The organism is Proteus sp. PR00224 (genome assembly GCF_016238105.1).
Lineage (GTDB): Bacteria > Pseudomonadota > Gammaproteobacteria > Enterobacterales > Enterobacteriaceae > Proteus.
The window spans coordinates 272,298-287,110 of the sequence record NZ_JAEHQU010000001.1; the positions used below are offsets into that span (position 1 = coordinate 272,298).

Below are 14,813 nucleotides of genomic sequence, written 5' to 3' on the forward strand. Positions count from 1 at the left end.
ATAAATGGGTTTTTACATTCTTATTTTATTATAGTTTCCTGAAATTTCCACATCAGGCTTATTTTTTATTTTTCTATTTATTTTTATCATTATTTCCAAGCCACTGTATAATAAAGGAGTTTCAAATAATAAATCTTCACTGATTTGTTTTTCTTCGATAAGCTTAAATTTCTCTTCTTTATCCTTTTTATATTTTAAATCCATATGTTTATCTGATAATAAAATACCCAACATATCTATATTGTTTAATAATGCTACATTTAACGCACTATCATTGATTATAGACCCAGTAGTATCTTTTTCTTTCTTTGCTAATTTATTTATATCTTGGTTTTTACTAATTATTTCTCTTATTTTTTTATATATTAGTAATAAACTTTTAATATTATCTAAATTATTTCCATCTGGTATTCTATCAACGAGTTCAGTTAAATCTGATATTTTATTATCAATTTCGATCAATAAAGAGCGGTCTATAACTGCTAAATTTAATATTGATTTTTCTTTTTCTATTGAATTGCTAAGTTTATTTGCTAGAAAGCTTGCGGGGGATTTTACATATTCTTGAATTGCATTAATTAGAGAAGTTTGTGCATGTTCTTCTGATACTCTAATTTTAATTATCTCTTCATCTTTTTCACTTTTTTTATCTACTTTAACTTCCATAAAATTAGTTACATTCTTAAACTTTCCATCGTTATAGTATTTTTCTATAATTTCATTAAACTTTCCAGAAAATAAGGTATCAAGATATTTTTCTTCATTAAGATTTTCTGTGTTAATTTTACTTAAAGATAAAATATTTATTTTAGACTCTGTTTCTATTTTTTTTAATTTTTCGGTGATGTTTTCTACAACTGTTTTATTTAGCACATCGGAAAACTCTTCGCTAATAGTTTCTTTCTTGTTATTGCTATTTAAAATTAAATTATCGATTTTTGAATTTATTATATATTCATTGTTATTATCAATGTCTTGTAAGTCTAATCTTTTTATAAATAATATATCGTTATAATATTTAAATACTTCATTTATTTTTTCGACACTATAAATGCCGATACTTTTAGGTAAGTTTTCTATTATGTTTTTTTCTTCGGTACTAATCTCAAAAATATTTGTCTTTTTTTCATCCATCAATAAAGGCTCGATTATTCCGCGAAATTCTTTTTCAAATTCTTCTCCATATTCTTTTTTAAATTCTTCCTTTAACTCTGAAGATTTTTCAAAATTATGATAATGAAAGATCTTTAATATAGTTGAGTTTTTATTATACTTATCTAAATTTGCTAATATATTTATTTTGTTTTCAATGGAGAAATCGCTATTGTTAAAGTTATTTATATTAAGTAAATCTAAATTATTATCATCATAAGGAATGGTAAATTTTAATACATTGTCATTCCCCTTTTCACTGGTTTTAAGCTTAAATTCTATTTGTTTTTCTTGAGTTATTTTAATGTCCAGTTTTTTATCTATATTACTATTATTATATTGTTTAGATATCGATTTAATTAATTCTAATTTATCACCTAATATGTTTTTTTCTTCCTTTAAATTCAATATTTTAATAAACAGGTCGCCTTTGTCTTTTTCATCTAATTTTTCACTTAATATATAGTAAGTAGATAAAAAATTAGTTAAGTTTTCTTTGTCTTCCTTTAAATTTGCATTATTGTATACGTTTTCATTATTTATAATGTATTCAAATGCTGCAAAGTCTAAATTAAATTTCTGTGTTATATTTGAATGTTCATTGGATATGATTTTATTATTATTTTCATCTAGAAGAAAAAAAGTTACTTTTTCTGGTGTAAACTCTATATCTAATATTTTTCTGTCTTTATTGAGAATTTCTTTCAGTCCCAGATAACTATATATTATATTATAGGTTGAATAAAACCTATCGTTAAAAATATTGTCTATTAATAAACTGGTGTAATAGTCATTATATTTTTCATTACCATTTTCTTTTATTATTTTCCATATTTTATCCATGACATATTTTTCTGTCATTCCGCTACAATTTTTTTTTGATGCAATCTCATTTAGTTTTGATTTTCCTTTCTTAAAAGAATCGAGTTCTTTATCTCTATAATTATCATCATTCAATAATAATGATAAAGTGCTTCTTATTAATTCTATTTTTTCTTCCGTGCTTTTATTTTCCATTTTATTTATTCTATCTATTTTATCTACTACTATTGATACTATATTATCAATATCATTTTGGGGTGATTGATTAAACAATGATTTAATACTTTGATTATTAATGATATTTTCATTTTGTTCTTCTGTGCAATCAATTTTAAAATATGATTGAGATATATGTGTACCATCCTGAATGTCCCCTATCTCAAAATAAAAAACATTATCATCTATTTTAATGTTAAATGTATCCTTATAATCATTTAGTGATAAATTCCTTAGTTCTTGAAACTTATCTATTTTATCTAAAAATGAAACTTTAGGGTTATAATAAACATCATAAAACAATGTCATGACTTGCTTTTTATCGCTAATATGGAAAAAATCTTTTATCTTATCCCAGATAGTCATGACTTTATTGACTTTTTCTCCAGATAAAACCCTATCAACTTGAGCTGATGTTAGTTTACTATTTCCTATGGTTATGCTATTCATATTTCACTTAGTTTGAAAGTATTTAAAGTAAAATAATAATAAATAATAATAAAATTACTTAATATAAATAAATATATTGATTATTTTAATAAAAAATACTTTTATTTTTTATAATGTAGAGCATATGCCAATATATCAATAATACTATTTTTATGTTTAAGCCACCATGCACAACATCGCAGCACTTCTGTCGGTGGACGCCTTGCTTGGATTGACATAAGCAGTTAATTAACCCGAAAAATTATCATTTATAGACATTTTTGCATAAATTAATTTACCTTAGTATCGATTACATGAATAATAGTGGTAATAGTAATGATTATTATTCGGTGACTTATTGTGATTAATTTTTATGCATTTAAATTGAAACCTGTGGCATTACTTTGTTCTGCCACCCTTCCTTTTATTTTGACTACACAGGCTTTTGCTGAAGAAACAGCAAAAACAGAACACGTTGAGAAGCTTGTTGTGAGCGCTCAAGCACTAAAAGTAAATACACGTTTGCAAGAAACACCTAAATCGGTTTCTGTTATTTCTCAACAAGATCTAGAAACACATGCTCCACAAAAATTAGATGAAGCATTGCGTTATACATCTGGTGTTGTCTCTCAACCTTATGGTGCGGATAACGACACAGATTGGCTTCGTGTTCGTGGCTTTGAAGCAGCAACCTATTTAGATGGTAGCCGTCTTTTCCGTGATGGTTATTATACATGGTTATTAGAGCCTTATGGTTTTGAACAAATTGAAGTGGTAAAAGGCGCATCGGCGGTATTATTTGGTGAATCGACACCAGGTGGTGCGGTTAACGTCGTACAAAAGAAACCCAGCTTTAAGCCTCAAAATGAAGTATTTCTTGAGGTCGGAAATAATGACCAACGTGGTTTAGGTTTTGATGTTTCAAGTGCTACCGATGATAAACGTGTGCGCTATCGTCTTGTTGGATTAATGAAAAAGTCAGATGGAGAATTATCTCACACTGATAATGAGCGTATTTACCTTGCGCCAAGTGTTGCGATCAACCTGACTGATGATACATCATTAACCTTTATGGCAACCTATTTGCATGATGATGGTACGCCAACTAATCCTTTCTTCCCTGCTGCCGGTACATTAATTTCATCTCCTTTTGGTAAAATAAAGCCTACTACCAACTTAGGTGAACCAGGATACGATAAATATAAACGAACCCAAATTTCAGCTGGTTATTTATTAGAGAGTAACATCAATGATGTTTGGCGTTTTTCTCAACGTTTAAATTATGGTTATAACGATCTGCTCTTACGTAGTGTTTATGCATTTCCTAATTCAGATATAACAGCAACAGAATTGAATCGCGGTGTTGTTTTCCGTGATGGTAAAAATCAAAGTATTACCTTTGATAATAATGTGGTCGGTGAATGGGATACGGATAACTTTGAGCACACATTATTAGCAGGCGCAGAATTGCAATATCACCAAACTAAAGGTGATGAACAAGATAATTATAGTTTTGGCACCATTAATCCTTGGAACCCTATTTACGGAAACTATACCCCACTCAATCCAGCAGATAACGTTAATCGGACTATTGATAAAACCCAATATAGCCTTTATTCACAATATCAAACCAAATTTGATAGTCGCTGGATTGCCGTTGCTGGTGTACGCCAAGATTGGGTAAAAACAGAGAATACAGCAAAAGTAAAAAATGAGGATAAATCTCGTACTGATAGCGAATTTAGCCTGAATGCAGGATTAATGTATTTAGCGGATAATGGATTATCGCCTTATGTCAGTTATTCCGAGTCCTTTGAGGTAATGAGCACTATCGATCCAGCAACAAAGGATCTGTATAAACCGTTAAAAGGTGAGCAAATTGAAGCAGGTGTGAAATATACACCTGATTTTATGGATGGCTACTTTAATATTGCTTGGTTTGATATTACTCAGAAAAATGCGCTTGTTGCAAACCCAACGACATTTGTTTCAACACAAACAGGTAAAGTGACTTCAAAAGGTATTGAAGTAACAAGTGAAATGCAATTAACGGAACGTTTAGCGTTAAAAGCCAATTACACCTATACCGATATGCAAACAGATGACACGGGTAATCGAGGTAAACAACAAGCAGGTTTAATTCCTAAACATACTGCTTCTGCTTGGGGTAGTTACACTATTCCAATTACGGGAACCCAAGATTTAACTTTAGGAACGGGTGTTCGTTATTTAGGTAAATCTAAAGATAATCCTAAGAGCAGTGATTTAACAGTACCAAGTGCAACATTATGGGATATGGCAGCAACCTATAATTTCAATAAACAGTGGCAATTACAGCTAAATATCAACAATATTCTTGATAAAGAATATCTCTCTGGCTGTGATTATTACTGCTATTACGGGCAATCTCGTTCTGTTTTATTAAACGCTAAATATCGCTGGTAATTTTCTTTTTTATTCCGCTTTTTATTGTTAACCATGCAATAAAAGGCGGAATATGATTTTATAAATGAGTGACCATGTTTGAACTCTCAAATATTCAAATGGATCGCGGTGGACGCACTATTTTATCAATACCCTCACTGCGTATTTCAGATTCAGGATTAACCATTGTGCTTGGCCATAATGGCTCAGGTAAATCGACACTCGTCAGTTTGTTATCGGGTCAGCAAATTCCTGATAGCGGATGTCTCACACTAAATAACCGTAATATCTCACAATATAAGCCTCGTGATTTGGCTAAACAAATCGCGTTTCTTCCCCAAAAACTTCCCGCTTCTGCTGGATTAACTGTCAGAGAATTAGTGCGTTTAGGACGCTTTCCTTGGCGTGGAACATTAGGCCGTTGGAATAAAAAAGATGATGAAATTATCACAATGGCGATGGAAAAAGCGGGAGTACTTCCTTTCGCTGACACGCTTGCTGATGATTTATCAGGTGGTGAGCGTCAACGGGCTTGGGTTGCAATGTTACTCGCTCAACAATCACCGATCTTGATCTTAGATGAACCAACCTCGGCATTAGACATACATCATCAATACCAATTAATGGAATTGTTGAGTGAGTTAAATCAAACTCAGCACGTTGGTATTATTGTTATTTTGCATGATCTTAACCTTGCCTTGCGTTATGCCACTCATATCATCGCACTTAAAAAAGGGAAAATTGCGTTTGAAGGTGAAGCCTCGTTACTTTTTGATGAAGAGCGACTCTCCTCGCTTTATGAAACACCCATTAAGCTGATTGAACACCCTGATAATAAAGGCTCACAACAACATAAAGTGGCGGTGGTATGCGTGTAATATTACAAAAAATAGTTAATTTACTGTCCTTTTGTTTAGTAATTTTATTAATTACCCCCACAGTAAATGCGGCGCAACATAATAATGAAAAGGCTTCTAACACACCGCAACGTATTATTGTTTTAGACTGGGATTTACTTGAACAAATATTAACACTTGAAGTTATCCCCGTAGGGGCAACTGAAATTGCAGGTTATAACCAATGGGTTGCTCACCCTATTGCACCGAATTCTATTGAAGAAGTTGGTATGCGAGCAGAGCCTAATTTAGAAAAAATAGCGACGTTAAAACCTGACCTTATTTTAGCATCAAGCTCACAACAAGATTTATTACCTGTATTAGAAACCATTGCTCCTGTGGTTTATTTACCTAATTTTTCTCGCCAAGATAATGCGGCACAAATCGCTCTAGCGCATTTTAATACCCTTGCTTCGCTTTTGGGAAAAGAAGCTCTCGCACAACAAAAGTTAGCTGAAATGGACGCTACTTTTGCGCAATTTAAAGCAAAGTTACAGCAGGCATTTATCACATTACCTGAAGTAGAAGTGATCCGTTTTTCTACGCTCACCTCCATCTTTTTATATACTGAAAATTCAACAACCGAATATGTGATAAATAAGCTGGGGCTGAAATCGGCAATATCATTACCGCCACAACCTTGGGGTATTGATCAACGAAGAATGAATGTATTGCAACAGATTAAACATGGTTATGTCCTTTATATGTTGCCTTTTCCTGATGAAAGTAAACTGCAAAAATCAGTATTATGGAAAGCCATGCCATTTGTACAAAATGGGCATTTTCATTCAGTCAAACCTGTCTGGAATTATGGAGGAATGACATCATTGACATTAATGGCGCAAGCCATTACTGAAAGCTTATTAGATATGGCACCTAGTAATGAAAATTAAGCAACTTACTTTCTATTTTTTGGTAATTATCTTATTAAGCATTACCAACTTACAAATTGATAATTCTCTTTCTTTATCTCATCAATTGTATTTATTGGCTAATTCAGCCACAACAATGCCTTTTGCTGATGTTTTTTTCTTGCACGCACAATTACCACGTTTAGCTATGACCGTTGTTATTGGCGGGTTATTTGGTGTTGTTGGCAGTTTAATGCAGCAATTAACGCAAAATAATTTAACTTCCCCTTTAACCTTAGGAACTTCATCAGGTGCTTGGCTAGCCTTAGTGATCGTTAATATTTGGTTCACTGGCTGGGTTACAGATTACAGTGCAGTAGCTGCAACAATTGGCGCTTTATTAGCCTTTTCTCTGGTGATTATTATTGCAGGTATTCGCAATATGACCGGCTTACCTTTAGTTGTTTCAGGTATGGTGGTCAATATTTTATTAGGCGCTATTGCAACGGCATTAGTGACATTAAACTCACAATTTGCTCAAAATATATTCATGTGGGGAGCTGGTGATTTAGCACAAGATGGCTGGGATAAAGTTTATTGGTTATTACCACGAATAACACCTGTTTTACTTATTTTTATCTTTGCACCTCGTATTCTCACTTTATTACGTTTAGGGCATGAAGGTGCGGCGGCTCGTGGGCTTTCTGTTTTACCTGCATTTGCCTTTTTCATTATATTAAGTACTTGGTTAGTTTCTGTTTCTATTACGGCTGTTGGTGTAATTAGTTTTATCGGATTACTTGCACCTAATATAGTTAGAACATTAGGAGCTAGAACGGCTAGCCAAGAACTCATTGCAAGTGGATTAATGGGAATATGTTTGCTGTTAATTACCGATAGTCTTGCGATATGGGTTGGTCAGTGGCTCAATACAGTTATTCCTAGTGGTGTTACGGCAGCGGCTATTGGGGCGCCAGCATTAATTTGGTTTAGTCGTAAGAAAATGCGAGCTCAAGATCAGCTTTCTATTTCAATTATTTCTCAAACTAAAAAAATATCGAATTATATGGTCATAGGAATAACGGCATTATTAATACTTGGATTAGCGCTTACCCTGTTTATTCATATTAATGAGCGCCAATGGTTATGGGAAATACCTTCCGTTTATCAATGGGCTTTGCGTTTCCCTCGTCTATTAACAGCACTCTTTGCTGGTGTTGCACTGGCTATTGCTGGCGTTATTTTACAACGTTTAATTTATAACCCGTTAGCCAGCCCAGATATTTTAGGTGTTTCATCAGGTGCAACCTTCGCTTTGGTATTTTCTAGCTTAATTCTGGGAAGTACTTTACAAACATCACAATGGGGAACTGCGTTATTAGGAAGCGGCGTTGTTATGATTATCTTATTAGTGTTGGGTAAAAGGCACCAATATGCCCCTGCCAGTTTAATCTTAACGGGTATTGCATTAACCGCGAGTTTAGAGGCTTTTATTCAGTTTTTCTTAGCGAAAGGTTCGTTAAGTAGCTATAAAATATTATTGTGGTTATCAGGCTCGACTTATCGTGTAACAGGGCAACAAGCTATTTATTTTGCATTAGCTATCATCTTTATTGTGGGCGTTGTTTTATTACTCACTCGATGGTTGGCATTAATATCAATTGGTCGAAACTTTGCTTTAGCGCGAGGATTACATACAGCGCGAGCAAGTATTATTTTACTGATTATTGTTTCTCTGTTATGTGCATTAGTTACGTCAACTGTTGGCCCTATCGCCTTTATTGGCTTAGTCGCTCCTCATATGGCGGTATTAATTGGCGCTCAAAAAATAAAATCACAATTAATTCTTTCGGGATTAATCGGTGCGACTTTAATGGTTTGGGCTGATTGGCTTGGGCAAATATTGATTTATCCTGCACAAATTGCCGCAGGAACTTTAGTAGCGATTTTAGGTGGTAGCTATTTCCTTTGTTTAATGCTGTTAAATCGTAGTCGCTGATCGAAAAAAGCCTAAGATATCAACATTAATCTTGCTGATATTCTTAGGCTTTAATTATTATTGATTGTGCTTAAATCTTACTGTTGTGATTATTTATGCGTTTAAAGCCAATAAATGCAATTAACATCACTAAAGTACTTGCGCCAATGGCAACCCATACGCCAGATTGAACACCAGAATAATCAACAAGTTGCCCTGTTAATGTTGCACCAATTGCTGTGCCTACATTTAATCCTGAAAGTAACCATGTCATTCCTTCAGTAAGCTGATTTTCTGGAACTATCTTCTCAATAAGTGACATTGTCACGATATATCATTAACGCTTATTTTAGCAATTGAGTAAATTGCTGATATAGCATATTACCTAATGTTTTTTCGGTATATTCTTCGCTATGATCTAAATTATCAACCGCAGCATGCATACCATGATAAATCAATGTACTGGTTAATTCCGGTTGTGTAACATGCCAAGTTTTATTTTCTGTACCCGAAATTAACAGTGTTTGAATTTGCTGTAATGCTCTATTTTCATGAATATTGCTGCTTTGATGAAATACTTGATGAAAAAGCATGTCGTGTAATTCTTGTTTCTCAACATAAGCAATAACGCTGATTTCACACCACTGTTTTAATTTCTCACGATGATCTTGTTGTGAGCAGGCATCCATGGCGTTATCTATTTTATTTAAATACCAATCCATATAACGTGTTCTGAGCGCATCAAGAACGTCTGTTTTGGCAGAAAAATAGTGATAATACGTTCCTTTTGCTACCCCTGCTTTTTTTACAATATCGCTAACGGTTGTGGCATCAAAACCTTTATCAAGAAATAACGCTTCTGCGGCATTCATTAACTCTTCTAAACGAACCTCTGCGGGTTTTGTTCTTGGTTTATCTGTTATTTGTTCTTCTAATGACATTGCTTATCTCCCTCAAAGTCGCTTGTAAAGAGTACTCTATATTAAAGCGAGTCACAATGATGACAAATGAAACTCATTATCAATATCAATTGACCGACGGTCGGTCGAGTATTATTATGCCATTATTATTCATCATTAAGGCAATAAAAGCTTATGACTTATTTAAAACGACTGTCACTTATCTGTGCCATTTGTTTAGGTACTTTTATGGCAACTCTCGATATTAGTATCGTGAATGTAGCTCTGCCAACTATTCAAAATGATATACATGCTGATATGGCAACCTTGCAGTGGATTGTTGATGCTTATGCGCTTTGTTTGTCAGCCTGTATTTTGTCATCAGGTCCTTTGAGCGATCGCTTTGGGCGAAAAAAGGTATGGCTATGGGGCGTGATTATTTTCACGTTAGGTTCAGTAATTTGTGCGATTGCACAGCAACATGAAATATTAATTCTTGGACGTATTATTCAAGGTATTGCCGCAGCTGCACTTATTCCGGGTGCATTGTCTTTAATTACTCATGCTTTTCCTATTGATATTGAACGGGTTCGCATTATCGGTATTTGGTCTTCAGTCAGTGCATTATCGTTAATTATTGGTCCTATTTTAGGCGGTTTTTTAGTTTATGTGAGTGGCTGGGCGAGTATATTTCTTATTAATATTCCTATTGGCATTATTACCGTCTTATTAGGTTGGTATGGATTAAGTGAGAGTGCTGATCCTGAAAATGTTGCTTTAGATCCTTTTGGCCAATTAACCAGTATGTTGGGATTAGGATTACTGACTTATGGTTTAATTGAAGCTGGCTCTGTGGGTTGGTCACATTATAGAACAGTATCAACACTGATTGCGGGGATTATATTCCTTGCCCTTTTCTTAATGATAGAAAAACGTGTGGAGCGTCCTTTATTACCACTGGCTTTATTTAAAGATCGCACGTTCTTTCAATATAACCTTTCTTCTTTTACCTTGGGTTTTGCTACATACAGTAATGTATTTTTTATCGCATTCTTTTTGCAAAAAGCACAAGGTTGGAGTGCATTAGAAGCGGGTTGGAGAATGGCACCAGAATTTATTGCAATGGCACTATTTTCTATGTCTTTTGGACGGTTATCTTCTTATTTCTCTGTTAGAAAACTTATGATCTGTGGTTTCTTATTAATCGCTATTTCTTCTTGTTTATTAGCGACATTAGCAACAAATAGCCATTATGGAATAACAGGAAGCTATCTGTTTGTATTAGGTGCTGGAATGGGATTAGCAACACCCGCAATAGGTGCTTTAGTGATGAAAAGTGTGTCACCATCTCGTTCTGGTATGGCGTCTGCAACCATGAATGCATTAAGACAAACGGGTATGACAATGGGAATTGCTTTATTAGGCACTTTGATGGTGCAGCAAGCAATTCATTATATGGTGCTCCAAAGTCAGACATTGGGAATATCTGTAAGTTATACCGATATTGTTAGTTTGGTGACTGAAAATACGACAAATAGTTTAGACAAAGGATTTGTCACTCTATTACCAGAGGCATTTAATTCGGGGTTTGCTTATGCAATTGCGATCGCGGGGATCTCATGTTTTGTGACTTTATTTATTGTGCTCTTTCCTGTTAAAGCAAAACATAAGGCACTTACTCAACAAATCACAGATTAATATCTATAAACGTTGAGCTAGAAATTCAAGAAAAGACTCAATATTACGTGAGAGTGTGCTACGAGTTGCATATATTGCCACTAAGTTAATCGTTGCGGGTTGTTGAGGAAACTCGATAGCTCGTAACTTCCCTTCTTTAATCATATCAAGGCAGCAATGCTCAGCTAAAATAGCAAATCCCAATCCTTTTAATACTGCTGATTTTGCTAATATGGCACTGTTTACTCGATAATTACTATTAATGGTTACTCTGATTGGCTTTTTATCTTCATCCATAAATATCCAAGGTTGCCCTTCTAGTGCGCTTAAGCTAGAAATACAAGGCATTTTGCTTAATTGTTCAATATGTGTGGGTATTCCTGTTTTTTCTAATAATTCATTAGATGCCACAACAATACTGCGCCATGATTTAATTAAGCGTGAGTGATAGCTACTATCCGCTAAATTTCCACGATGAAAAGTTAACAGTAAATCAATATCATCATCGATGATATTTCTTGGCATTAGTTGGGTATCACATTGAATAAGTAAATTAGGATGAAGTGCAGCAAAATCAGCCAAAATATCACCAAGTAGCTCACTGCCATATTCACTCGGAATAGTTAAACGGAAAGTACCCGTTAATGGTCCATCACTAGTGATATTGCTTACAACATTGTCTAATTCAGTTAAGGTTTTTATTCCTTGCTGATAGAGTATTTTGCCTTGTTCAGTAAGGCGCATTTTTCGAGTTGTTCTATCAATAAGTTTACAATTGAGTTGCTGTTCAAGCTGTTTAATTGCACGACTGATATTTGAGGTAGGCATAGATAATAGCCGAGCTGCTGCTGCAAATTGCCCTTGCTCTGCTACGGCAGAAAAAATACGTAATAAATTAAGATCGATTTGCATAAATAATTCACTGCCTACTGTATTTCTATTACTCAATATAGGCAGTGTATCATTCATTTTCTTTTCACTCGTTAATAATTAACAGTAACCATGAGACATGAGTTTTTGATAGCGTTTATCTAAAAGTTCTTCGGTTGAATAGCTTTTTAATAAGGCTAAGTCAGTTAATAACTGTTGTTTAAGAAATTCAGCAGCTTGTTGATGATCTCGATGAGCTCCACCTAATGGCTCTGGAATAATGGCGTCGATAATACCTAATGATTGTAATTTAGGTGCTGTCATTCCCATGGTTTCTGCCGCAATTGGCGCTTTATCAGAACTTTTCCACAGAATAGATGCACAGCCTTCTGGTGAAATTGCTGCATAAGTACTGTATTGCAGCATATTAACTTTATCACCAACACCAATAGCTAGCGCGCCTCCAGAAAATCCTTCACCAGTAATAGTGCAAATAATAGGTGTTTTTAATCGTGACATTTCAAGAATATTACGTGCGATAGCTTCAGCTTGTCCGCGCTCTTCAGCACCAACACCAGGGTACGCTCCCGCAGAATCAATAAAAATAATTACGGGTAGATGAAAGCGCTCCGCCATTTTCATTAAACGTAATGCTTTTCTATAACCTTCTGGTGACGGCATACCAAAATTGCGAAGAATTTTCTCTTTTGTATCACGCCCTTTTTGCTGCCCAATCACCATGACTGGCATTTTGTCTAAACGCGCTAAACCCGCAACAATCGCTTTATCATCGGCATAAGCTCTATCACCCGCCAACTCCTGAAAATCAGTAAAAACCGCTTTAATATAGTCAAGGGTATATGGACGCATTGGGTGACGAGCGAGTTGCACAATTTCCCAAGCACCTAAATCAGTAAAAATAGATTTTGTCAGCGAAAGGCTTTTTTGCCTTAAACGTGCGATTTCTTCATCTAAATTAATACCTGTTGGTTCATCTTGAGATTGCTTAAAGGTGAGCAATGCATCTATTTTTTCGTCTAATTCAACAATAGGTTTTTCAAATTCAAGATGAATAAAAGACATAACGACCTCAGATTTAATGCAGTAAATAAAACAATGATTGGCTCAGTTTAGAAAAAATAACAATGTGTTAATAGATTAGAATTTGATAAACACTATTATCAAAAATGGGATAATTGAACATTACAACAAGATCAGCAAGAAAAAAGATAAGATCAAAAAGAGCTTTTTTTCTGACTTTAAGCTATACAGTAATTACTAAGTTATGTATTAATATACAGTGCGAATTTGTTCTTTTTTTCACCCGTAAAAAATCGTACGAATTATAAAACACGCCATAAAATACAAATAATTAGAATAAAGATAATATGTTCTCAAAAAAAACACGCTCAACAGCTGCACTGCTATTTTCATCACTTCTTCTTACAATAGGAAGAGGTGCAACATTACCGTTTATGGCTATCTATTTGTCGAGGGAGTATCAATTACCCGTCGATGATATTGGTATTGCCATGTCTATTGCATTAACAACGGGGATTTTCTTCAGCCTTGGCTTTGGCATGCTTGCTGATAAATTTGAGAAAAAACGTTATATGATCCTTGCAATTCTAACGTTTATTTTTGGATTTGCTGCAATCCCTCTTGTTCATAGCACTATTTTAGTCGTTATCTTTTTTTCTGTGATTAACTGCTCTTATTTAGTGTTTTCAACCGTATTAAAAGCGTATTTTGCCGAAACCTTATCAGTTTCAGCAAAACCTAAAATATTCTCTCTAAACTATACCTTTATCAATATGGGATGGACGGTGGGGCCCCCTATCGGCACCTTATTATTAATGTATGGAACACAATTACCTTTCTGGCTTGCGGCTATTTCGGCAACATTTCCACTATTTATGATCCAAGTTTTTGTTCAACGCTCAAAAGCGGTGAATACAGATGAAGAAAATAGTGTGAAATGGGATCCGAAAATAATGCTAAAAGATAGAGCATTAAGTTGGTTTGTACTCTCAACTTTTTTCGGTACATTGACGTTTGGCTCTTTTGCCTCATGTATTTCGCAATATATTTTAGTGGTTTACGATGCAAAATTAGCAGAGTCTGTTATCGCCGTGGTATTACCTGTAAACGCTGCCATTGTAGTCTCTTTACAATATATAGTGGGTAAACATGTTACCGCAGAAAGGCTACGTAAATTAATGACATTAGGTACGTTATTTTTTATGACAGGCTTACTTGGCTTTATGTTTGCTGGTGACAATTTAATCTTTTGGGCACTAGCTATCGCTGTGTTTACCTTTGGTGAATTAATTTATGCACCAGGCGAGTATATGATGATTGATAACATTGCACCGTTAGGAATGAAAGCAAGTTATTTCTCTGCACAGTCACTCGGTTGGTTAGGTGCGGCGCTTAATCCACTTGCCAGTGGTTTTATTTTAACTGCATTTCCGCCCGCCTCTTTATTCGCTATTTTAATGGTGGTTTCTGCATTGGCTTGGTTTTGTATGATCCAAGGTATGAATGCCAGCCGAAATAAAATGATATCTGTTTAATATATTAGGTATTAATAAAATCA

The 14,813-nt window shown here is 34.4% G+C and carries 11 protein-coding genes; 6 read left to right on the forward strand and 5 right to left on the reverse strand.

Annotated elements, in window-relative coordinates; translation table 11 throughout:
• Window positions 1–12: 12 nt before the first annotated feature.
• Window positions 13–2,640, reverse strand: coding sequence for a hypothetical protein (locus JEP71_RS01340; RefSeq protein ID WP_198625624.1), 2,628 nt, complete (start codon window positions 2,638–2,640; stop codon window positions 13–15).
• A gap of 339 nt (window positions 2,641–2,979) precedes the next feature.
• Here JEP71_RS01340 and JEP71_RS01345 point away from each other — a divergent pair, with 339 nt between their 5' ends.
• From JEP71_RS01345 to fhuB, 4 genes are all read left to right on the forward strand, one after another.
• Entirely contained in the window at window positions 2,980–5,064 is a 2,085-nt protein-coding gene (locus tag JEP71_RS01345; protein WP_198625625.1) for a TonB-dependent siderophore receptor, read from the forward strand.
• A gap of 74 nt (window positions 5,065–5,138) precedes the next feature.
• Window positions 5,139–5,921 carry an ABC transporter ATP-binding protein gene (locus JEP71_RS01350; protein ID WP_198625626.1) on the forward strand — a complete coding sequence of 261 codons (783 nt, stop codon included), beginning with the start codon at window positions 5,139–5,141 and terminating at the stop codon, window positions 5,919–5,921.
• Window positions 5,912–6,832: an iron-siderophore ABC transporter substrate-binding protein gene (locus JEP71_RS01355; protein ID WP_198625627.1), complete on the forward strand. Its 921-nt coding sequence runs from the start codon at window positions 5,912–5,914 to the stop codon at window positions 6,830–6,832. Before JEP71_RS01350 ends, JEP71_RS01355 begins: the two co-directional genes overlap by 10 nt.
• Window positions 6,822–8,789 carry a Fe(3+)-hydroxamate ABC transporter permease FhuB gene (gene fhuB / locus JEP71_RS01360; RefSeq protein ID WP_198625628.1) on the forward strand — a complete coding sequence of 656 codons (1,968 nt, stop codon included), beginning with the start codon at window positions 6,822–6,824 and terminating at the stop codon, window positions 8,787–8,789. The genes JEP71_RS01355 and fhuB overlap by 11 nt, the downstream gene beginning before the upstream one ends.
• 70 nt (window positions 8,790–8,859) lie before the next feature.
• Here the strand turns inward: fhuB and JEP71_RS01365 are convergent, their stop codons facing one another.
• The gene (locus JEP71_RS01365; RefSeq protein WP_308301892.1) at window positions 8,860–9,090 is read right to left on the reverse strand and encodes an MFS transporter; all 231 of its coding nucleotides are present in this window, start codon (window positions 9,088–9,090) and stop codon (window positions 8,860–8,862) included.
• Between the two features lie 22 nt (window positions 9,091–9,112).
• Window positions 9,113–9,709 (reverse strand): TetR/AcrR family transcriptional regulator, encoded by a 597-nt coding sequence (locus JEP71_RS01370; RefSeq protein WP_198619513.1) that lies wholly within the window; start codon window positions 9,707–9,709, stop codon window positions 9,113–9,115.
• Between the two features lie 153 nt (window positions 9,710–9,862).
• On the opposite strand from JEP71_RS01370, the gene JEP71_RS01375 reads away from it, so the two are divergent.
• Window positions 9,863–11,365, forward strand: a complete 1,503-nt coding sequence (locus JEP71_RS01375; protein ID WP_198619512.1) for an MFS transporter — start codon at window positions 9,863–9,865, stop codon at window positions 11,363–11,365.
• A gap of 3 nt (window positions 11,366–11,368) precedes the next feature.
• Here JEP71_RS01375 and JEP71_RS01380 read toward each other — a convergent pair whose 3' ends face one another.
• On the reverse strand, window positions 11,369–12,256 hold the full coding sequence (locus JEP71_RS01380; RefSeq protein WP_102086831.1) for a LysR family transcriptional regulator: 888 nt from the start codon (window positions 12,254–12,256) through the stop codon (window positions 11,369–11,371).
• A gap of 78 nt (window positions 12,257–12,334) precedes the next feature.
• Window positions 12,335–13,297, reverse strand: coding sequence for an acetyl-CoA carboxylase carboxyl transferase subunit alpha (gene accA, locus JEP71_RS01385; RefSeq protein WP_100158242.1), 963 nt, complete (start codon window positions 13,295–13,297; stop codon window positions 12,335–12,337).
• A 305-nt stretch (window positions 13,298–13,602) separates the two neighbouring features.
• On the opposite strand from accA, the gene ydeE reads away from it, so the two are divergent.
• Window positions 13,603–14,790, forward strand: coding sequence for an efflux MFS transporter YdeE (gene ydeE, locus JEP71_RS01390; protein WP_196532712.1), 1,188 nt, complete (start codon window positions 13,603–13,605; stop codon window positions 14,788–14,790).
• Window positions 14,791–14,813: the final 23 nt, after the last annotated feature.